This window comes from Providencia alcalifaciens, assembly GCF_915403165.1.
Classification (GTDB): Bacteria; Pseudomonadota; Gammaproteobacteria; order Enterobacterales; family Enterobacteriaceae; genus Providencia; species Providencia alcalifaciens_C.
In genome coordinates this window covers 2,188,455-2,208,758 of sequence record NZ_OU659204.1, presented here as the reverse complement: position 1 = coordinate 2,208,758, position 20,304 = coordinate 2,188,455, and the positions used below count along the sequence as shown (strand labels likewise).

The 20,304-nt window shown below is 44.0% G+C and carries 23 protein-coding genes; 11 read left to right on the top strand and 12 right to left on the bottom strand.

Annotated elements, in window-relative coordinates; genetic code table 11:
* Window positions 1-77: 77 nt before the first annotated feature.
* Together purN and purM are read right to left on the bottom strand one after the other, a co-directional pair.
* Window positions 78-716 carry a phosphoribosylglycinamide formyltransferase gene (gene purN, locus LDO73_RS10225; protein WP_224057787.1) on the bottom strand — a complete coding sequence of 213 codons (639 nt, stop codon included), beginning with the start codon at window positions 714-716 and terminating at the stop codon, window positions 78-80.
* On the bottom strand, window positions 716-1,756 hold the full coding sequence (gene purM, locus LDO73_RS10220; protein WP_224057786.1) for a phosphoribosylformylglycinamidine cyclo-ligase: 1,041 nt from the start codon (window positions 1,754-1,756) through the stop codon (window positions 716-718). The genes purN and purM overlap by 1 nt, the downstream gene beginning before the upstream one ends.
* Before the next feature lie 317 nt (window positions 1,757-2,073).
* On the opposite strand from purM, the gene upp reads away from it, so the two are divergent.
* The 3 genes from upp to hda all read left to right on the top strand — a co-directional run bounded on the left by upp (window position 2,074) and on the right by hda (window position 4,903).
* Window positions 2,074-2,700 (top strand): uracil phosphoribosyltransferase, encoded by a 627-nt coding sequence (gene upp, locus LDO73_RS10215; protein WP_224057785.1) that lies wholly within the window; start codon window positions 2,074-2,076, stop codon window positions 2,698-2,700.
* A 75-nt stretch (window positions 2,701-2,775) separates the two neighbouring features.
* Window positions 2,776-4,071, top strand: coding sequence for a uracil permease (gene uraA, locus LDO73_RS10210; protein WP_224057784.1), 1,296 nt, complete (start codon window positions 2,776-2,778; stop codon window positions 4,069-4,071).
* A 130-nt stretch (window positions 4,072-4,201) separates the two neighbouring features.
* The gene (gene hda / locus LDO73_RS10205) at window positions 4,202-4,903 is read left to right on the top strand and encodes a DnaA inactivator Hda (protein WP_036953226.1); all 702 of its coding nucleotides are present in this window, start codon (window positions 4,202-4,204) and stop codon (window positions 4,901-4,903) included.
* A gap of 50 nt (window positions 4,904-4,953) precedes the next feature.
* On the opposite strand, the gene arsC is transcribed toward hda, so the two are convergent.
* Together arsC and LDO73_RS10195 are read right to left on the bottom strand one after the other, a co-directional pair.
* Window positions 4,954-5,310, bottom strand: a complete 357-nt coding sequence (gene arsC / locus LDO73_RS10200; protein ID WP_224057783.1) for an arsenate reductase (glutaredoxin) — start codon at window positions 5,308-5,310, stop codon at window positions 4,954-4,956.
* Window positions 5,311-5,322: 12 nt separating this feature from the next.
* Complete coding sequence (locus LDO73_RS10195) at window positions 5,323-6,789, bottom strand: tetratricopeptide repeat protein (protein ID WP_224057782.1); 1,467 nt, start codon at window positions 6,787-6,789, stop codon at window positions 5,323-5,325.
* A 143-nt stretch (window positions 6,790-6,932) separates the two neighbouring features.
* Here LDO73_RS10195 and LDO73_RS10190 point away from each other — a divergent pair, with 143 nt between their 5' ends.
* A complete protein-coding gene (locus tag LDO73_RS10190) occupies window positions 6,933-8,015 on the top strand; it encodes an AI-2E family transporter (RefSeq protein WP_224057781.1) in 1,083 nt (360 codons plus the stop codon).
* Between the two features lie 53 nt (window positions 8,016-8,068).
* Here the strand turns inward: LDO73_RS10190 and bcp are convergent, their stop codons facing one another.
* On the bottom strand, window positions 8,069-8,539 hold the full coding sequence (bcp, locus tag LDO73_RS10185; RefSeq protein WP_196712396.1) for a thioredoxin-dependent thiol peroxidase: 471 nt from the start codon (window positions 8,537-8,539) through the stop codon (window positions 8,069-8,071).
* A gap of 14 nt (window positions 8,540-8,553) precedes the next feature.
* Window positions 8,554-9,111: a glycine cleavage system transcriptional repressor gene (locus LDO73_RS10180; protein WP_224057780.1), complete on the bottom strand. Its 558-nt coding sequence runs from the start codon at window positions 9,109-9,111 to the stop codon at window positions 8,554-8,556.
* Window positions 9,112-9,359: 248 nt separating this feature from the next.
* Between LDO73_RS10180 and dapA the strand changes: the two genes are divergently transcribed.
* The 4 genes from dapA (at window position 9,360) to purC (ending at window position 13,197) form a co-directional block, all read left to right on the top strand.
* Entirely contained in the window at window positions 9,360-10,268 is a 909-nt protein-coding gene (gene dapA / locus LDO73_RS10175; RefSeq protein WP_051422710.1) for a 4-hydroxy-tetrahydrodipicolinate synthase, read from the top strand.
* Between the two features lie 16 nt (window positions 10,269-10,284).
* Window positions 10,285-11,337 (top strand): outer membrane protein assembly factor BamC, encoded by a 1,053-nt coding sequence (bamC, locus tag LDO73_RS10170; RefSeq protein ID WP_224057779.1) that lies wholly within the window; start codon window positions 10,285-10,287, stop codon window positions 11,335-11,337.
* Between the two features lie 159 nt (window positions 11,338-11,496).
* A complete protein-coding gene (locus tag LDO73_RS10165; RefSeq protein ID WP_224057778.1) occupies window positions 11,497-12,174 on the top strand; it encodes a hypothetical protein in 678 nt (225 codons plus the stop codon).
* Between the two features lie 309 nt (window positions 12,175-12,483).
* Window positions 12,484-13,197, top strand: coding sequence for a phosphoribosylaminoimidazolesuccinocarboxamide synthase (purC, locus tag LDO73_RS10160; protein WP_224057777.1), 714 nt, complete (start codon window positions 12,484-12,486; stop codon window positions 13,195-13,197).
* Between the two features lie 68 nt (window positions 13,198-13,265).
* On the opposite strand, the gene LDO73_RS10155 is transcribed toward purC, so the two are convergent.
* The 5 genes from LDO73_RS10155 to LDO73_RS10135 all read right to left on the bottom strand — a co-directional run bounded on the left by LDO73_RS10155 (window position 13,266) and on the right by LDO73_RS10135 (window position 16,693).
* Window positions 13,266-14,066: an energy-coupling factor ABC transporter ATP-binding protein gene (locus LDO73_RS10155; RefSeq protein ID WP_224057776.1), complete on the bottom strand. Its 801-nt coding sequence runs from the start codon at window positions 14,064-14,066 to the stop codon at window positions 13,266-13,268.
* Window positions 14,053-14,919, bottom strand: coding sequence for an energy-coupling factor ABC transporter ATP-binding protein (locus LDO73_RS10150; protein ID WP_224057775.1), 867 nt, complete (start codon window positions 14,917-14,919; stop codon window positions 14,053-14,055). The genes LDO73_RS10155 and LDO73_RS10150 overlap by 14 nt, the downstream gene beginning before the upstream one ends.
* Window positions 14,910-15,614, bottom strand: a complete 705-nt coding sequence (locus LDO73_RS10145; RefSeq protein WP_224057774.1) for an energy-coupling factor transporter transmembrane component T — start codon at window positions 15,612-15,614, stop codon at window positions 14,910-14,912. The genes LDO73_RS10150 and LDO73_RS10145 overlap by 10 nt, the downstream gene beginning before the upstream one ends.
* A gap of 8 nt (window positions 15,615-15,622) precedes the next feature.
* Window positions 15,623-16,204, bottom strand: coding sequence for a membrane protein (locus LDO73_RS10140; protein WP_036953246.1), 582 nt, complete (start codon window positions 16,202-16,204; stop codon window positions 15,623-15,625).
* A gap of 63 nt (window positions 16,205-16,267) precedes the next feature.
* A complete protein-coding gene (locus LDO73_RS10135) occupies window positions 16,268-16,693 on the bottom strand; it encodes a PPC domain-containing DNA-binding protein (RefSeq protein ID WP_224057773.1) in 426 nt (141 codons plus the stop codon).
* Window positions 16,694-17,082: 389 nt separating this feature from the next.
* On the opposite strand from LDO73_RS10135, the gene LDO73_RS10130 reads away from it, so the two are divergent.
* Window positions 17,083-17,535, top strand: a complete 453-nt coding sequence (locus LDO73_RS10130; protein WP_036953250.1) for a DUF441 domain-containing protein — start codon at window positions 17,083-17,085, stop codon at window positions 17,533-17,535.
* A gap of 8 nt (window positions 17,536-17,543) precedes the next feature.
* Window positions 17,544-19,592: a tRNA(Met) cytidine acetyltransferase TmcA gene (locus LDO73_RS10125; RefSeq protein WP_224057772.1), complete on the top strand. Its 2,049-nt coding sequence runs from the start codon at window positions 17,544-17,546 to the stop codon at window positions 19,590-19,592.
* Here the strand turns inward: LDO73_RS10125 and LDO73_RS10120 are convergent.
* On the bottom strand, window positions 19,573-19,767 hold the full coding sequence (locus tag LDO73_RS10120; RefSeq protein WP_224057771.1) for a YpfN family protein: 195 nt from the start codon (window positions 19,765-19,767) through the stop codon (window positions 19,573-19,575). The genes LDO73_RS10125 and LDO73_RS10120 overlap by 20 nt on opposite strands.
* 118 nt (window positions 19,768-19,885) lie before the next feature.
* On the opposite strand from LDO73_RS10120, the gene LDO73_RS10115 reads away from it, so the two are divergent.
* Window positions 19,886-20,278 carry a DUF454 family protein gene (locus LDO73_RS10115; protein ID WP_224061169.1) on the top strand — a complete coding sequence of 131 codons (393 nt, stop codon included), beginning with the start codon at window positions 19,886-19,888 and terminating at the stop codon, window positions 20,276-20,278.
* The last annotated feature ends 26 nt before the right edge of the window (window positions 20,279-20,304 follow it).

The following is a 20,304-nucleotide window of genomic DNA, read 5'->3' as shown; positions in this document are numbered from 1 at the left end:
ATGGCTGAACTTGAGTTATTCGCTCAGACCTGCCAACCAAATCTGAGCGAATGTATTTAAATCTACTGAATTGCGCATTAATTTGCGTGATAACCTGTCGCTGATAGCGGCTGGCCATCGAGCAGGGCTTTACCGTCTTGCATTACGAGGCGACAGGAAACAAACCACGCAATAACTTGAGGATAAATCAGGTGCTCTTGCAGTTTAACGCGTTCAACCAAATCGTCTTCAGTATCTTGCGGTAACACCGGCACATATCCTTGCAAAATAATCGGACCACCATCGAGCTCTTCAGTGACAAAATGTACGGAAGTACCGTGTTCTTTATCACCATTTTCAAGTGCGCGTCGATGGGTATGCAGCCCCGGATATTTAGGCAATAAAGAAGGGTGGATATTCAGCATTTTCCCTGTGAAATGTTTCACAAAATCAGGGGTTAAAATGCGCATAAACCCAGCTAATGCCACTAAATCCGGTTGATACTGCTCGATAGCGTCTAACAGTGCAGCATCGTAGGCTTGGCGTTCAGTGAATGCTTTCGAGCTAACACAAAGGGCTGGAATGCCAGCCTCTTGTGCGCGAACCAAACCGTAAGCATCACTTTTATTACTGATCACCGCGACGATTTGCCCATCGATTTCATGGCGTTGGCAGGCATCAATAATCGACTGCAAATTACTGCCACTGCCTGAAATCAAAACAACGATGTTTTTCATTAGCGGATAACAACCTGCTCTTCACCCGCAGGTAATTCGCCAATTGTCCCGATCTGCCAAGCATTTTCGCCCAATGCGCTCAGCAGTTTTAATGCAGATTCAACTTCGGTTTGTGGCAGAGCAATGATAATACCGACGCCGCAGTTAAATGTACGATACATTTCGTGGGTGGTGACATCACCCGCTTGTTGCAGCCATTCGAATACCGCAGGCCATTCCCAGCTGTTGCCGTCAATGATGGCTTGGGTGTTGTCAGGTAAAACGCGAGGAATATTTTCCCAGAAGCCGCCGCCCGTAATGTGTGCAATGGCATGAATATCGTTTTTAGCAATTAATTCTAAGACATTTTTAACATAGATACGGGTTGGTTCTAACAGGTGATCAGCGAGAGGTTTGCCCGCTAATTGCGTGGTTTCTGGATTGGTTTTGCTGACTTCCAGAATTTTACGCACTAATGAATAACCGTTAGAGTGAGGGCCGCTTGAGGCTAACGCGATCAGCGCGTCGCCCGCACTGACTTTTGTGCCATCAATAATTTCAGAGCGCTCAACAACACCCACACAGAAGCCAGCAACATCATAATCCTCGCCGTGGTACATGCCCGGCATTTCAGCGGTTTCACCACCGACTAATGCACAGCCAGACTGCTTACAGCCTTCCGCGATCCCCGTGATAACGCTCGCGGCGGTATCTACATCCAGTTTGCCAGTTGCATAATAGTCTAAGAAAAACAGTGGCTCAGCACCTTGGACAATTAGGTCGTTGACGCACATAGCGACTAAATCGATACCGATGGACTCATGACGTTTTAAGTCCATGGCGAGGCGTAGTTTAGTTCCCACACCGTCAGTGCCTGAGACTAAAACAGGCTCGCGGTATTTTTGTGGCAGGGCACACAGTGCGCCGAACCCTCCCAATCCTCCCATCACTTCTGGACGGCGAGTCTCTTTCACCACACCTTTGATACGTTCAACCAATGCGTTACCTGCATCAATATCAACACCGGCATCTTTATAGCTGAGAGAGGTTTTATCAGTCACTACGGCCCCCAAGGCAATTGCATTTTGGAAAAGATAACTTCATTTGCCGATATTCTATCAGGCTCCGCAAACGTTTGCGATAGCTTTCTGACTGAAATATTTGCTGCAATAAATTGTGATGTCGTGACGCAAAGCGCATGATTTTATTCACTGCCTACACCATAAAAAATATTATGTGTATACTAATTCAGCAAATAACGCCAGATTGATGATTGTTTGACCTGAATCAAGATGATACTAGTGGCATTGAGGGAAAAAAGCGGTATAATCCCGCGATTTTTTTGTCCGGTAACGTTTTAAAAAAGTAGGAGAAACCCATGAAGATCGTTGAGGTAAAACACCCTCTCGTTAAACATAAACTCGGCCTGATGCGAGATCATGACATAAGCACTAAGCGCTTTCGTGAACTGGCCTCAGAGGTTGGTAGCCTACTGACTTATGAAGCGACCGCTGACCTAGAAACTGAAAAAGTAACAATTGATGGTTGGTGTGGTCCTGTAGAAATTGAGCAAATTAAAGGTAAAAAAATCACTGTAGTTCCTATCCTGCGTGCCGGTATTGGCATGATGAACGGCGTTCTGGAAAGCGTTCCAAGTGCACGTATCAGCGTAGTAGGTATTTACCGTGATGAAGAAACGTTACAACCTGTCCCATATTTCCAAAAGCTAGTTTCAAACATCGATGAGCGTATGGCTTTGGTTGTTGACCCCATGTTAGCAACCGGTGGCTCGATGATTGCAACTATCGACCTTCTGAAAAAATCTGGTTGTAATTCAATTAAAATATTAGTTCTTGTTGCTGCACCGGAAGGGATTGCTGCATTAGAAGCTGCTCACCCTGATGTTGAACTGTATACCGCTTCGATTGATCAATATTTAAATAAAGATGGTTACATCGTTCCAGGTCTCGGAGACGCGGGCGATAAGATATTTGGTACTAAATAATAATGAAGCCGACTGAAGAGTCGGCTTTTTTTTGATAAAAAAATAATATTCACGACGCATAAGAGGATGACGAGCATGACACGCCGCACGATAAGTGTTGAAGAAAGACCACCATTACTACAAACCATTCCATTAAGCTTTCAACATTTGTTTGCCATGTTTGGGGCAACGGTTATTGTTCCTATTTTATTTGGCGTGAACCCGGCAACAATTTTATTATTCAACGGGATCGGTACGCTGCTGTATTTATTTATCTGTAAGGGTAAAATTCCTGCTTATTTAGGGTCGAGTTTCGCCTTTATTTCTCCGGTATTAATTTTACTTCCTCTTGGGTATGAGCTAGCGCTTGGCGGGTTTATTATCTGCGGGGTGCTATTTTGTATCGTGGCATTGATTGTCAAAGTGGCAGGGCGTGGCTGGATCAACGTGATGTTCCCACCTGCAGCGATGGGGGCGATTGTCGCAGTTATCGGTCTAGAATTAGCGCAAGTAGCAGCTAGTATGGCTGGGCTGTTACCAAAAGAAGGTGCGGCGGTTGATTCAAGTACCTTAATTATCTCAATCACCACATTGTCAGTCACTATTTTGTGTGCCGTGGTTTTCCGTGGATTCCTATCGATTATCCCAATCTTAATTGGCTTCTTAACGGGCTATGCACTCTCTTATTTCATGGGGATAGTGGATTTCACGCCAGTTATCGAGGCTCCATGGTTTGCAGTTCCAACATTCTATACACCGCGCTTTGAGTGGTTTGCGATTTTAACCATTTTACCTGCGGCGTTAGTGGTGATTGCAGAACACGTTGGGCACTTAGTGGTGACGGCGAATATCGTTGAGCGTGACTTAATGAAAAACCCAGGCTTACATCGTTCCATGTTCGCAAACGGTTTCTCTACCGTGTTGTCGGGTTTCTTTGGTTCGACGCCAAATACCACTTACGGTGAAAATATCGGCGTGATGGCGATTACTAAGGTTTACAGTACGTGGGTCATCGGTGGCGCGGCCATTATCGCTATCTTACTCTCTTGCGTGGGCAAATTAGCGGCAGCGATTCAATTAGTGCCAGTACCTGTTATGGGGGGTGTTTCACTGTTACTGTACGGCGTAATCGGTGCATCGGGAATTCGTGTTCTGATTGATTCGAAAGTGGATTATAACAAACCACAAAACCTGATTTTAACTTCAGTGATTTTAATCATCGGTGTGAGTGGCGCAGTGATCCACATTGGTCAAGCTGAACTGAAAGGTATGGCGTTGGCGACAATCGTCGGTATTCTGATGGCGCTGTTATTCCGCTTTATTACCTTTGTTCGCCCAGAAAAACAGTTTGTGACTTCTGAAGTGAAAGTCTTAGACGAAAATAAAAAATAAGTCACGATTAAGTGAAATAGATTGCCGGAGTGGCTAAAGCTCCGGCAATTAACCGTCAGGCTGTTCATCTCTTCTTGTTATTTATGATAAACTCAATGGCGTTAATTGAACTGCACAATCAGAGGCGCTTCTGAATACACCATCTCAACTCTCATTACCACTTTCTCTTCCAGATGATGAAACCTTTGCCAGTTTCTATGCAGGGGAAAATGAGGGATTACTCTCTGCGCTAAAAACGGCGATTAATCAGCCTCACGGTAGTTATATTTATTACTGGTCAAGAGAAGGGGGCGGTAAGAGTCATTTACTGCATGCGGCATGTGCTGAGTTATCTGAGCAAGGTGTTGCTGTGGGTTATGTGCCGCTGGATAAACGCGCTTACTTTGTGCCAGATGTGCTAGAAGGTATGGAACATCTTTCTCTGGTCTGTATTGATAATATTCAATGCATCGCGGGAGATGAAGAGTGGGAAATGGCCATCTTCAATCTGTATAACCGCATTTTAGAAATTGGTCGAACGTGCTTACTGATCACCGGGGATCGCCCGCCGCGCCAGATTGATTTGAAACTGCCGGATTTAGCCTCTCGCCTCGATTGGGGGCAAATTTATAAACTGCACCCTTTAAGTGATGAAGACAAAATTTGTGCGCTGCAATTACGTGCCAGTATTCGTGGATTTGAATTGCCTGAAGATGTTTGCCGGTTTGTATTAAAACGGTTAGACAGAAAGATGGGTACCTTATTTGATATCTTAAATAAGCTTGATCATGCTTCGATTGTTGCTCAACGTAAAATGACCATTCCTTTCGTTAAAGACATTCTCAAATTATAAAAAATTGGCAGCCTATTGACTGCCAATCTATTGTCTGCCAAATAGCCTACTTATAAAATTTCCAGCACTTGCTCTGGTGGCCGACCTAACTTGGCTTTTTTACCTTTTACCACAATCGGGCGCTCAATTAACTTTGGATTATCATGCATGGCTTGAATAAGCTGCGCTTGAGTGACGTTATTATCCGCTAATTTCAACTCTTTATAGATATCTTCTTTGGTGCGCATTAACTGGCGCGCATCGGTAAATCCAAGCATCTTTAGCAATTTCTCAATGTCAGCCACTGAAGGTGGCGTCGTTAGATATTCAACCACCGTTGGCGTGATGCCTTTTTCTTGCAATAAAGCCAGTGTTTCACGGCTCTTGGAGCAGCGAGGGTTGTGATAAATTTTAATTGAATCCGTCATTATCTTTATTCCTTACGGTTTTGCGTTGCTATCGCGCTCTTTTAATCGAGTGAGTTCATCGATTCGCGCATCAAAACGTTGTTGTTCATAACTGCCTAAGCGGCTTTTACGGCTCGCTTCGCTTAAATAATTGATGGCAGTGTCGTAGTTGCCACGCAGTGCCATACCTTCGGCATATGCCGCCAATTCTGCATTACGATCCCCCAGTTTTGCTGAGGCTTCGGCAAGCAGATCCCAGCCAATTGGGTCGTCTGGGTAATCAAACGTGTATTTATTTAATAAATTAGTGGCGTCTTTATACTGCCCATTACTGACATATGCGTTCGCAAGGTTAACAATAAATACCGTATTTTTCGGCGATTTCTTCAATGCATCTTGTAGACGAGCAACTGCTTTACCGACTTGTTTTTGCTCAATATCGATATCGGTCATGGAGTCGATAAACCACGGGTTATCCGGCTGCTTGGCTAACAATTCAGAAATAATAACGCCCGCTTCGCTGTATTTTTTATCTTGAGATAACAATAATGCTTTGCCGTACTTCGCCGCCATTTGCTCTTGAGCATTGCCTTTACTGTAATTTTCGATGATTTGATCCAGCGCATTGCGTTGATCCGCAGGGCTGTACATCGACAAAATTCGAACGCGTGCCAACATAAAGTCTAATGAGGATGGGGCATGGACTTTGGGATATTGGTTTGAACGGTTACGAGCATCGGCTAAACGGCTGTCAGGTAAGGGGTGAGTCAGCAAAATTTCTGGCGGTTTAGACATATAGCGGGTTTGGTCAGACATGGTTTGCATAAAATCAGCCATGGCATGAGGGTCAAACCCTGAGCGACGTAATGTTTGTAGGCCAATTCGGTCGGCTTCTTGCTCATTGGCTTGTGTAAAGCTGATCATCCCTTGCTGCATTCCCGCGAATGTTCCCGTTAATGCAGCAAAACCAGCTTGCGGGTTCGCCATTACCAATAATAGAGAACCGATAGTCCCCGCGATAGCTAACGGTGTTGTGGCCTTTTGGTCTTCCATCATTCGCGCCAGATGGCGCTGGGTGACGTGAGAGATTTCGTGCGCCATAACGGAAGCAAGCTGGCTCTCATTTTGGCTATAACGAAACAGTGCCGAGTGAAGAACCACGTTACCGCCAAAATAGGCGTAAGCGTTAATATTCGGGTTATTGACAAGGTAAAATTTAAATGGCGTTTTGACGGAATCTGCATTCGTCACTAAACGTTGCCCAAGCTTATTCACGTACTGGGTTAGTAAGGGGTCATAAATGAGGGGGGTACTTCCTCGAATTTGACGAGTGATGGCATCACCCATAATGATTTCTTGGTTAATGCTGAGAGTTCCTCCTGCGGTTGTACCGATATCGGGTAGGGTATCTTCAACAGCACTATAGGCAGGTAATACAGCACCATGGATAAGTGCGGACATCAGGATAGCGAGCAGTGGATATTTCAATTTTTTATTCATAGTGCATATCTTCACTTATTACCTACAGAAAATACGAATTAATTGGGAGATATGATAGCAAAAGCTATCGTAAAATCTGTTATTCGGTATAATTTTCTTTAATTTAGGAACTGTCTTTGTTTTACATTCCCAGGAGCCAATGAATGTTAGAAATGTTTTTACAATGGTACCGTCGGCGCTTTGCTGACCCGCAAGCAGTTGCATTGTTTAGTTTGCTGGTTATTGGCTTTCTGGTCATCTTTTTCTTCAGCAGTATACTGGCTCCATTATTAGTCGCAATTGTCTTAGCGTATTTACTGGAATGGCCAACACATTTACTCCAACGACTTGGTTTATCCCGCGTTTTAGCGGTTAGCATCATTTTGACCTTGTTTGCTGGAATAAGTGCCATGGTGATCTTAATTATTGCACCAACAGCATGGCAGCAAGGGATCAATCTCGTGGCGGATTTACCTAACATGGTCAATCGCTTTAGCGAGTTTGCTCGCCGATTACCGGAGCAATATCCTGCACTGGTTGATGCTGGCATCATTGATATGATGGCAGATAATGTGCGCAGTAGGTTGTCAGTTGTTGCGGAGTCTGTGGTAAAAGCGTCAGTTGCTTCATTAATTGGTATTTTTACATTAGCAATCTATCTGGTTTTAGTGCCGTTGATGATGTTTTTCTTATTAAAAGATAAAGAAAAGATCACCAAAAGTTTCTTAAAACTGTTACCGAAAAATCGTCTTTTGGTCAGTAAAGTTTGGCTGGAGATGAATCAGCAAATTACCAACTATTTGCGTGGTAAAGTCACGGAAATGGTGATTGTTGGTGTCTGTACCTATATTGGTTTTGCCTATTTTGATCTGCGTTACTCAGTGCTGTTATCCGTATTGGTTGGCGTTTCTGTTTTGATCCCATATATCGGTGCAGTGGCAGCCACCATTCCGGTGGTCTTAGTCGCATTATTTCAATGGGGCGTAGGTACTGAGTTCTGGTCACTGTTTATTGTTTATCTGGTGATCCAAGGGCTAGACAGTAACATCGTCGTGCCGCTGTTGTACTCAGAAGCCGTGAACTTACACCCACTCGTGATTATCTTGTCTGTGGTGATTTTTGGCGGGTTATGGGGATTCTGGGGCGTGTTTTTTGCGATCCCGCTAGCAACCTTAATCAAAGCGGTGATTAACGCATGGCCACAAGATTTGAGTGATAGTGAGACAACAGAAAAAACAGAAGGTTAGAAAATAGAGTCATGAAGAAAAAGGGTTGCTAAATTAGCAACCCTTTTGAGTAATTAGGCGTGAGCGTTGATATATGCTAATACGATTTCGTGGTGGTTACTGGTTTTAAAATCGTCAAATACGTGCTCGATGGTGCCATTTGCATCGACAAGGAAACTAATGCGGTGGATACCGTCATAAGTTTTACCCATAAATTGTTTTTCACCCCACACACCAAATTGTTCACAAATTTGATGATCTTCATCGGATAACAGTGTGAAGTTTAATAACTCTTTTTCAGCGAAACGAGCCAATTTTTCTGGTTTGTCTGTACTAATACCTAAAACTTCGACACCTTTTGCTTTTAGTGTATCCATCTCATCACGCAGTCCACATGCTTGAACTGTACAGCCTGGTGTCATCGCTTTAGGATAAAAGTAAACTAATACGCGTTGACCCTGGAAATCAGAAAGATTGATGATTTCACCATCTTGGTCAGGAAGGCTAAATTGAGGTGCCTTATCACCGGCTTTCAATGGGTTCATTACATATATCTCCGTTAACTCTGCATTTTGGGGTTGTTAACAATACTGATGTTGCCTTTGGCATTTAGCATTGTACATAGTTGTTGAAATTTATTCTTTATAATTATGCCATTATCATCCAGTGGGTCATGGGCTGTAATTTGAATTTCCAATTGGGCCGGTTGTGTATCATTTGCAGGCTGTGTTTTAGAAATCAATTCTGCGATGTTGCACTGTTGAGTGGTAAACAAATTGGTAAATTGTTCAATAATACGCGGCGCATCGTCCACCATCACATTCACGGTTACAGTAGACGGATAGTAGGTTTTTTGTACGCTATGCGTGCGTTTCATCACAATCAGCAAATCTAACTCTGCCCCTTTAGTCGGTAAAATCGCCTCTAGAAGCGTGATAGCATTCCAACTGCCGGATAACATCATTATAAAAGTAAATTCCTCGCCAAACATAGCGAGTCGACTATCCTCAATATTACAATCACATTCACTGACAAGGCGTGTCATTGTATTCACAATGCCCGGACGATCTGTTCCCAGCGCAGTAATAACAAGAAATTGCGGTTCAGTCTTAGGCAAAGTATCTTCCTTATTTTGACTAAATTTAGGTCAATGATATTGACTCAGGATGGTGGTAAGGAAACCATAAAATTGTGAATCTGCCAAGTGGGGCGATTCACTCTTGCGACAAATATGGCTGAATTATTACTTCTATTTAAGTTAATGTCATCGGCATTAACAAAATTCATTAAAATCTTGCGTTTGGGTGGTTTTCTTCTGTGAAATGAAAACGTAACATGGAAACTCACTATTTAGGGGGCATTGCGATGGCTAATCAAAACGTAAACTACAAAGACTTTTTACAAGGCAGTATTGTTGCTGTGATCACACCAATGGATTCAGCGGGTAACGTTGATAGAAAAAGCTTGAAACAGCTGGTGGATTACCATGTCGCAAATAAAACCTCTGCGATTGTGTCAGTGGGAACAACGGGGGAATCAGCAACATTAAACCATAAAGAGCATGTTGATGTAGTGAAAGCGACGCTTGAGCTAGCAGATGGACGTATCCCAATTATTGCGGGAACAGGTGCAAATGCGACCGCAGAAGCGATTTCACTAACAAATGAGTTTGAAAACAGTGGTGTAGTTGCGTGCCTAACAGTAACGCCTTATTATAATAGACCGTCACAAGAAGGCTTATATCAGCATTTTAAAGCAATCTCAGAAAACACCAGCTTGCCACAAGTTCTCTATAATGTACCATCGCGCACTGGATGTGATTTATTACCTGAAACTGTGGGCCGCTTGGCGAAATTGGCGAATATTGTGGCAATTAAAGAAGCCACAGGGAACTTAGCACGGGTTCATCAAATCAAAGAGTTGGTTGATGACCATTTTGTTCTGCTTTCTGGCGATGATGCGACTGCACTTGATTTCATGCAACTCGGTGGAAAGGGCGTCATTTCGGTCACGTCCAACGTCGCGGCTGCGCAGATGGTAAAAATGTGTGACTTAGCGCTTGCGGGCAAATATACTGAGGCCCGTGAATTGAATAAACAGCTGATGGGACTTCATCATCAGTTATTTGTTGAGCCGAATCCAATCCCTGCGAAATGGGCTTGTCATCGTTTAGGTCTTATTGCGGATGATACATTACGGTTACCAATGACACCGTTAACTGTATCTGGACAGCAAAAGGTTGAAGATGCCTTGAAACTCGCGGGTTTACTGTAAAATTTAGGGAATTTTAATGGCAACATTATTGCAAAAATCGAAGGTTATGAAGGTTGCTGGCCTGTCACTTGTCGTGTTACTGGCAGCCTGCTCCAGCGATCAGCGCTATAAACGTCAGGTCAGTGGTGATGAGGAATATCTTAATGCTGCGCCATTGAAAGTGCTAAGCGCGCCGCAGGGGATCACTTTACCAGCAACTAATGGTGAATATGATATTCCTAAAACCACCTCAACAGGGGCGGTTGGGAAAGCGTTAGATATTCGCCCACCAGTACTGACGATTTCACAATTAGCGGGTTCACGCACTGAAAACAGCGCAGAAGCCAGCCGTTTGTTGCTAGATAATACTCCTGAAAATAATGCGTTATGGTCGCAAGTAACCATGATTTTAGAACAGCGTGGTATCCCAGTCTCTACGAAGAACGATGGTTCTCGCTCTATCGAAACTGACTGGATTAAATGGGATCGTGCAGACGAAAACGTCCCATTAGAGAGCCGTCATAAAGTCACGGTTCAGCCAGAAAATGGCATGATTGCGTTAACAGTGACTAACTTAGGCTTACGCCAAGGTGATGAAACAGTGACAGATGCAGCGGAAATCCAACGTTATAACAAACTGTTATTAAACGATTTAACCGATGCTCTGTACACCCTGCGTGATACTTCAAGCAAAAATAGCCTGCAAAGCGCCTATGGCATCATTGATGTTCAAACAGGCAGCAATGACACTGGCTTACCAGTGGTTATCGTTCGTGCGCCGTACGATGCGGTTTGGGAGCGTTTACCTCACGCATTAGAAAGCGTTGGCATGAAAGTGGGTGATCGTAGCCGTTCAGCAGGTTCCGTCATGGTGACTTACAAAGGCTTGAGCAGCTCTGAGTGGCAAGCGCTGGGTATTGATGACCCATCGGTACCTGAAGATGACTATAAAGTCCAAGTGGGTGATTTGAATAACCGTAGTAGCCTACAGTTTATCAACACCAAAGGCGTACCATTAACTCAGAAACAGAATGATGAAATGGTCGCCGCACTGAAAGCCGCTTTCAGTAAAGCACCGACTAAAAAATAAGTTTAGTTAGCTAACTTATTTGTTCTATCAAGTGAAAACGCCGTCCTATGGGATGGCGTTTTTTTCAGGTAAAAACGTGATGTAAACGTAATAAAACCGCTTAATAGTCACTCTAACGGTGAATGTATTAGAGGCTATTTTTCGGATATACTTCAGTCAATGAAGGCTAACAGTGAGGGAAAAGTCGTGGATAATAACGCATCTAAACCAACGACCAAGAGTGATAGTACTTCGATGCCAAGACAAATATCAGGGGCTGAATTTAATTATAAATTACGCAGTACCGCAAATAACCAGAGCCATACGGAAAGCTTTATTCGAGACGGAATTGTGGACTTTGATTTACCCGGCTATGTTATCCCCAAAGGATACCGGTTAGTTAAATCACTCAAAAAAGAACAATATCGATTATTAGCGATGGAGGGAATACCAGAAACAGTTTACTTGCTGGAGCTGAGATTCCGTACGGATATTATCTTTGGTGAAACTACGGGTACACAAATTAAAGTTTGGCGCACTATATCCCATCTACACCGGAATAATATTGGAGATTTACCTCGAATATTTTTCATTCATTTGCTCGACAACCATAGCATCATGGTAACGGATGAAGAGCATACTCGTGATGGGCAACGCTTCTGGGAAATCATGATTTCTTGGGCATTTTATCAAGGCTATTATATTTATGCTTCCGATGGCACGCACGAAGACAGACCACTAACACAAATCCATACTGAGTCTGAATTCTTTAGCCAGTGGATTAATCAACTTTGGGGTAGAGATATCGACGTATATACCCACAAACTGATTGTTATCAGCAAACATCCATTAATTTAACTACCCACCTGCGCACCTATCCATCATAAAATTCTCAGTGAAACAAATGGACAAAAAATCAGTATTTGCAGCTAAGTAATCGTTTGCGTATGCGAGAGAATTTTATTATCATAATTAGCAGTTAATCATAAAATATTGAATATCAGTTAGTTAGCGCTGTATCAATGTTTTTGGGGTAACTGACTGAATCAGAGCAGAAAATTAACAATGAACCCGCTATTTTTAGCGATCTATTCTACTGTTACTTATCTGAATCTGCTGTGCAGGTTGATTTCTATTGAGTGTAATCACATCCCTGGAGTGTTTAAGATGCAAAAGAAAGCTGAGTTGTATCGTGGCAAGGCAAAAACGGTCTATACCACAGAGGATCCAGATTTATTAGTTCTGGAGTTCCGTAATGATACATCAGCACTCGATGGCGAGCGTATCGAACAGTTTGACCGTAAGGGAATGGTTAATAACAAATTTAACCATTTCATCATGACTAAGTTGCAAGAAGCAGGCATTCCTACACAGATGGAAGCCTTATTATCTGACACTGAAGCATTGGTTAAAAAACTGGATATGGTGCCGGTTGAATGCGTTATCCGTAACCGTGCGGCAGGCTCTCTGGTTAAGCGCCTTGGGGTTGAAGAAGGGATGATTTTAAACCCGCCTCTGTTCGACTTATTCCTGAAAGATGACGCTAAACATGACCCAATGGTGAACGAGTCTTACTGCGAAACGTTTGGTTGGGTGAGCAAAGAAAACTTAGCGAAAATGCGCGAACTGAGCTACAAAGCGAACGATGTTTTAAGCAAGATTTTTGCGGATGCAGGTTTGATCTTAGTCGACTTTAAATTGGAGTTCGGTTTATTCAACGGTGAAGTTGTGCTGGGTGATGAATTCTCTCCAGACGGTAGCCGTTTGTGGGATAAAGAAACCCTGAACAAAATGGACAAAGACCGTTTTCGTCAAAGCCTTGGTGGCTTGATTGAAGCTTACGAAGAAGTCGCTCGTCGTATCGGCGTTAAACTCGATTAAGTTTCTAAAACTTCACTAATATGAAGAATGATAGCCTGCCAACCGCAGGCTATTTTTTTGTCTTCAAATCATGACTGTACCAAAAATTGCTGAACCCAACGCTCAGCTTGGTTTTCGATAGGAAGGTTCAATTGATGGCTAAGTGAATGCAAAGTAGGGGATGGCAAAACAGAATCAGGCTGTAACTCAGGGTGGCGTAATACCGTCTCAATATTACCATCAGCCACTAAGCGACCTTGAGATAAATGTAGCGCGCGAGCAAAATGCCGAGCCGCAAAATCCAAATCATGGCTGATCGTGACAACCGTAGTACCCAATTGTTTTTGATAATCGAGCCATTGCTCAAAATACCCTAACCACAGTGTATCGAAATCTCGGCTTGGCTCATCTAACAGCAGTAATTTAGGCTGAACAGCGGTTAAACAGGCCACAGCGACCATTCGCCGCTGGGCTGAATGTAAATCAAGCGGATGTTTATCTGCAACATCAGTTAAATGGCAAAGTGTTAAAGCTCGCTCTAATTTTTCAGCGATATCTGATGAGGAAAATTTTTGGCGGCGTAATCCAAACATAATCTCATCTTTCACCGTGCTGTGAAAAATCTGTTTTTCAGCCTCTTGGAATAAAATCCCAATCTGTTGGGCACGTTTTGCTGCTTTCAATTCACTGATAGGTTGTTGATTAAAATTGACTTCCCCATGCGAAGGCGGCAATAAACCGGTCATTAAACGCAATAAGGTGGATTTTCCCGCGCCATTATCACCCACCAATGCCACCCATTCTCCTGCGTGCAGTGTCAGTGTGAGATCTTCAATGGCATGTGCTGTTTTAGGGGTGTATTGAAAGCTTAATTGATTAATTTGCAGCATAACTCGCCTCAATACCTTGAATCAGTTGTTGTTCATTGCGAGGCACTGGGGAGTGCCAACTGCCACGTTCCATTAATTTCCCGACAACACGCCACGCATCGGGCATATTGATTGTCTGCTGCGCAGGTAAAAATATGGCGTTAATATCCCCTTGAGCAGTAATAATACCTTGTTCAAGTAACGAAAAATCATCGCAAAAATGCAGCGCTGGCAGTAAATGCCGTTCGAACAGGATCACACAACAGCCGGTTTGTTCACTGTAATTTTTTAACTGAGCGAGTAATCGATGTGTGGCTGCGGGAGTTAATCGGCTAAAGGCTTCATCCAATAGTAATAATCGTGGTTGCATAGCAAGCGCACTCGCCAATACAACGCGCTGAGCTTCCCCGCCAGAGAGTGTTGCCGGGTGACGAATGCGTAAATTTTGGCTGAACGTTAACTCAAGAGCTTGTTCAATCCGTTGAGTGATTTCTTCGGGTGGAAGCCCTAAATTTTCGGGGCCAAAAGCCACTTCTTGCTCAACGGTAAACGTACAGCCAGAGAGTTGCAACTGCGGAGATTGTTGCACGAGTTGACGCTCAATAGAGAGTTCAACTAAAGATTGCTCCCCTAATGGTTGGGCAAGGATCATGCCATTACCCGTGATATTTCCAGTTAACTGATCAGGCAACCAACCCGCTAACAGTTGGGCTAATGTGGTTTTTCCGCTGCCATTTCCGCCTAACACACAATGCCAATTTCCGTGTGATAGGGCTAGGTTAATCCCTGACAGGATAGGTTTCTCGCTGTCCTGAGGTGTAAACGTCATTTGCTGTAGATTTACCACCCTATTTTCCGTCATGTTTACCAACATAGCGTGAATACTCCTTCAATCACGATTAACACTAATAAGCCAAGACGCAATGCATATTGAAGGCGGCTATCCGTAGGTTTATTCAATGTGGTGCGATGGCGAGTGTAACGAAAACCGCGCATATCTAGGGCAGCACTGCGGACGGTTAGCTCACTGAGTGCTTGGCTCGCAAGGGGAAATAATAAGGCGGGTAACGTGGTTAATCGTTGCCAAAAGTGGCCGTCTAAGGGCACGCCTCGGGCAAGCTGAGCTTCACGGATCGTGGCAAGCTGCTGACGAAGTTGTTCAACAAGTAAAAGAGGGCCGGCGAGCACGTAGGCAAAACTGGCAGGGAGACGACTGGCAAATAGCGCCCGGATAAATCGCTCAGTGGGCACATATTGTAGCCATAATTGAGAGGCACTAATAATCGCTAGCAACCTAAACCATAATGCGAGGGCTTTTTGCTGCTGAATATCAGAAGGATGGGTACCAGAAAGTAATTGGCTTAACCAGCCACCATGCACCAACCAAAGCCCTGCGGCCATCGGTACCATAAACCAGACAATAAATTTCCAGCGATAGCGGGCGGCTGGCCATAAAATAACCGCCAAAAAAATACTGCAAGCGACGATGATTAGGGGTAGCCCAAAAGGTAAAAAAAGGGTAGTGGCGCTAAGCCACCCCCATAAGGTTAGCGAGGTAAAAGGGTGCATTCTAACCCCTAGCGCACTTTAGCCATATTCGGGAAAGTCCGTTGAACGCGCTCAGGTAAACGACGGACAAGCAACCAAGCCACAATAGCTGAAATTATCTTATCTGCAATATTAGCGCCTAAAACGGTGATAGCCACAGACTCTAATAAGTTTTCACCAACAGCATGGAAATAAGCCACAAAAAAGTCTGCTCCGCTACCGGTGGTACCTGCAAATAAGTAGGTACGAATAGGCACGGCGACAATCATCAGTGCGATAGTGATCACCACACCTGATAAAATAACGCGTGGTAGGGTACGAAAACCGCCAGCACGCGCCAGCAAACCAGCACTTAAGCCGATCATCATCGCCACTGGGGCAAATGCTGCCGCGATAGGCCCAGTTAAAAGCCCCCAAAGCAAGTTAGTCGCTAAGCCACTGAAGATAGCAGCCCAAGGGCCTGCGAGCAGTGCGCAGATGATAGTGCCAATAGAATCAAGGAAGATAGGCAGTTTTAACATGGAACTTAGTTGCCCAACCACCATATTGATTGCAATGGAAAAAACAATTAAAGCCAATGTTCTGCTGGAGATTATTGACGAGTTTGCCATGAATTAAATATCCCTAATAAGTTGTAAATTAAAGCCAGAATGAAAATCAAAATAAAACGAAAGTTAACGAGAGGTGACGACCAATTCCTCATATCCTGAGAGCGCGCAAGGCTCGCGGGTAAAGGTTTTATTTTCCAGTTCGCCAATAATCAATTCGAGGGTGGTTCTGACGGTACAACCCGGCATCATATGCCCACCACTCATTTGTCCGTTTTCATCGGAAATCGCCAAATGCAGATGTTCACCCTGAGCATCAAGGGTGCCTATCAGTGAAACAATTTCAAACTTACCAGAGGTAAGATGGGTGTTTTCTTGCCCAGCAAAACGTAAGGCGACATCGGTCAAGCTTCCCACGCAGCCAGCAATAAATGCGGCTTGCAACTGATGATGTTTGACCTGTTCTTGTAAGGTAAGAATGACATCTTCCCCTGGGCGTAGACGCAGTGCGATAAAGCGAGCGTTTGAATAAGTGGTTAAATCGTGAGACATAGCCGAGATCCTAGTGAATCGTGTTTATAGATTACGGCAATCTATTATACGAATAGATAACTTGCTGTCTGGGAAAGAGATTTTTTTTGGTTTTTTTTAGTGAAACACTCTGTATCTTAAAAAATATTGATCAAGAAGGTCGGAATAGTGGGTGAAAAAACAATATGGAGTATCGAATATTCTAATTATTTAACTTAAGTTTTATTAGGGTTCCATGAATGAAGGGAATCCTATTTTCTAAGATAAACTTTTTTCAGATAGACTACAGAAAATAGCGTTTAAAGGTGAAGGATGATTTGCCTCTTCAACGCGAGATCAATAACATACTAACTCAATTGACGCGGTGACGCTGTATTGCTGCAATACACTTATTTTACAGGGGAAAAATTATGAGCCAAGTGGATCCTACACTGATCATTTTGCTGGTATTGGCAGGATTAGGCATTATCAGCCACAACATGACAGTGACGTTAGCCATGCTATTTTTGCTGGTGGTGCGGATCACGCCGCTGAATAATTTCTTCCCTTGGGTCGAAAAATATGGGCTAACCATCGGGATTTTAATTTTGACGATAGGTGTCATGGCACCTATTGCGAGCGGAAAAATCTCAGCGAATGATGTATTAAGCTCCTTTTTGAATTGGAAATCATTATTGGCAATAGTGATTGGTATATTGGTTTCTTGGCTAGGTAGTCGGGGGGTAGCACTGATGGGAAGTCAGCCTTCGACGGTGGCGGGGTTATTGGTGGGTACTGTGATTGGTGTTGCTTTATTCCGAGGTGTTCCTGTTGGGCCATTGATCGCCGCCGGGATTCTGTCGTTACTTATTGGTAAATCGTAACCTTGGCGATGAAAAATTCATTACAAGCGATTGTTGAACAGCTACATCATCTCGGTTTCCGCCGCCTGCTGGTTTTATCTGGGGAGCATGAGTGGGTTACATCTGTGCTTCAGCAATTTCAAAGCTTCTTATCGGGTGATTGGCTCTGTCTTTCTCCTGAATTACCCAATAGTATTCCACCAGAAAAAGCCCAACTCCTGCTTGGACGCGAATTTGTTCATGGTATTTTTGATGCGCGTAAAGGGTTACACAGCGAAGCGCTGGCTATCTTAGCGGGGACTCTAAAAGCAGGAAGCTTATTGGTGCTTTGTACACCGCCCCAATCCTTATGGGCGCAGCAACATGATGCGGATAGTGTGAGATGGAATGAGCAATTTGGTGAAATCCCCACACCGAATTTTGTGCATCATTTGCAACGCATTTTTCGAAATTGCCCTGATGTGCTGTTTATTGATCAACAGCTTGAGGAACGAAACCAACCTCGCTTACTGAATTTGTTACCCGATCACCCCAAATGGATAGCCCCCTCGGGTCAGCCGACAGAGCAGCAACAAGATGCGCTCGGACAATTGCTGTCTGCAAAAAACGGAGTATGGGGCTTAATCGCCCCTCGCGGACGAGGCAAGTCCACTGTTGCAGGGATGCTGATCAAGGCGTGGAACGGAGTATGTTGGTGTTGTGCGCCAGCGAAAGTGACCACCGGCGTGATTGCCGAATATGCTCAGCATGAACTCAAATTTTGGGCACCTGATGCGCTTTTGCACTATTGCCAATCAGGGCAGAAAATTGAGGCTGATTGGCTAATCATTGATGAAGCTGCCGCCATTCCTTCCCATATTCTGCGGCAGATTATCGCCTTTTTCCCACGGGTACTTATGACCACGACGGTGGAAGGTTATGAAGGTACGGGGCGTGGTTTTATAATGAAATTTTGCGATAGCCTCGAAAATTTTACCTCGCTGTCGCTCACTCAGCCGATCCGCTTTGCAGAACATGACCCGCTCGAAAGGGTGATTAACCAAAGTTTATTATTGGAAAGCTCTGCTTCGACGAATGTCGTGTCAGAACCGATTATTCTCAAGTCGCTTACCCAGCAGCAGCTGGCTCATGATCCCAAACAACTCCACGCATTTTATGGTTTATTGACCGCGGCACATTATCGGACTTCGCCGTTAGATTTACGCCGATTATTGGATGCGCAACACCAGTATTTTGCCGTCGCAAGCCATCATAATCAGGACGTTATCGGCGCTGTGTGGATGGTGGATGAAGGGGGGTTAGATGAAAAATTGAGCTGGCAAATTTGGGCAGGACAACGACGCCCACGGGGAAATCTGGTTGCTCAATCCCTCGCAGCGCATTGCTATTTCCCTCAAGCGCCGAGATTAGATTCTCGACGAGTGATGCGTATCGCTGTAAATGCTGGATATCGTCGCCAAAAAATGGGTTACCGGTTATTAGAATCGCAAATTGAGCAAGGCATTCAGGAAGGTTTAGATTTCCTATCGGTCAGCTTTGGTTTAACCCCTGAATTATTGGCTTTTTGGCAATCATCAGGGTTCCAAATCGTACGAATTGGGCGGCATGTTGAGGCGAGTAGTGGTTGTTTTACGGCGATGGCGATATTGCCATTATCCGCAGAAGCTCAGTCAATTTGCCATTTAGGGCAACAGAGATTGCAGCGGGATCTATTTTGGCGAAATGACCTGAATGAATTTTGTCTGAAAAGCACATCTGAGCAGCTACTGGATGATGGAGATTGGCTAGAATTAGTTGGCTTTAGCGACTACCACCGTTCGTTAGCCGCAAGTGAGGCGTCATTACAGCGTTTTTTAGCGATTTTACAGCGACAACATTCGGCTGAAATAACAGGCTCTGCCCTTGGGGCTTATTTTTATCAAGGACTATCTGTTGAACGTATTGCCATGCAACTCGGGTTAACAGGGCAAAAACAGTGGTTAAAACGGGCAAGAGCCGAAATCGCACAGTGGCTGAATGACTATTACCCTGAAGAGGTGAAAAGTTTAAGGCAACAAATTAGCGCTTTTTGTCTTTAGGCCAGTCGTCGTCTTCATCATCCCAGAGGTGATTATTATCTTTGTGAGGCGGAATTTCAGGTTTGTCATCTAAATACTTTTTGGGGTCGAGACGCATCATTTCTTTTACTGAGTTCCAAATGACCCCGACTAATAACAGTAGAATGACCCACCAGTAATCGGCTAACCAATGCATATTTGCCTTCTTATTTTAATCATAATAATGTGTAGGCCTGCCCACATGACGCAGTTGGCTGGCTTTAGTGGGGTCATTTAACCATGTTTTTTGTTGTAACGGGAGAGCCTGAATGAATATAAAGAAAATCATATTCATTACAGTAGGATGGATTGCTGTTGGCTTAGCTTTTCTTGGGGCTATTTTACCGGTCATGCCAACGACCTGCTTCTTATTATTGGCGGCATGGTGCTTTTCGCGTTCTTCTCCACGCTTCCATAATTGGTTGTTATATCGCTCATGGTTTGGCGGGTATTTACGTCACTGGCAAGCGCATCGTGCGCTACCAAAAGGTGTAAAACCGAAAGCCATGACGTTAATCGTTATTACGTTTGCCTTTTCGATTTGGGTGGTTAGTTATGGCTGGCTAAAAATTGGGTTATTTTTAGGGATGTGTTGGTTACTGATTTTTATGTACCGCTTACCTGTCGTCGATATGTCAAATTCGGATCAGAATAACCCAGATTTATGATGACGTGATGGGGAAAGGAGTCACTC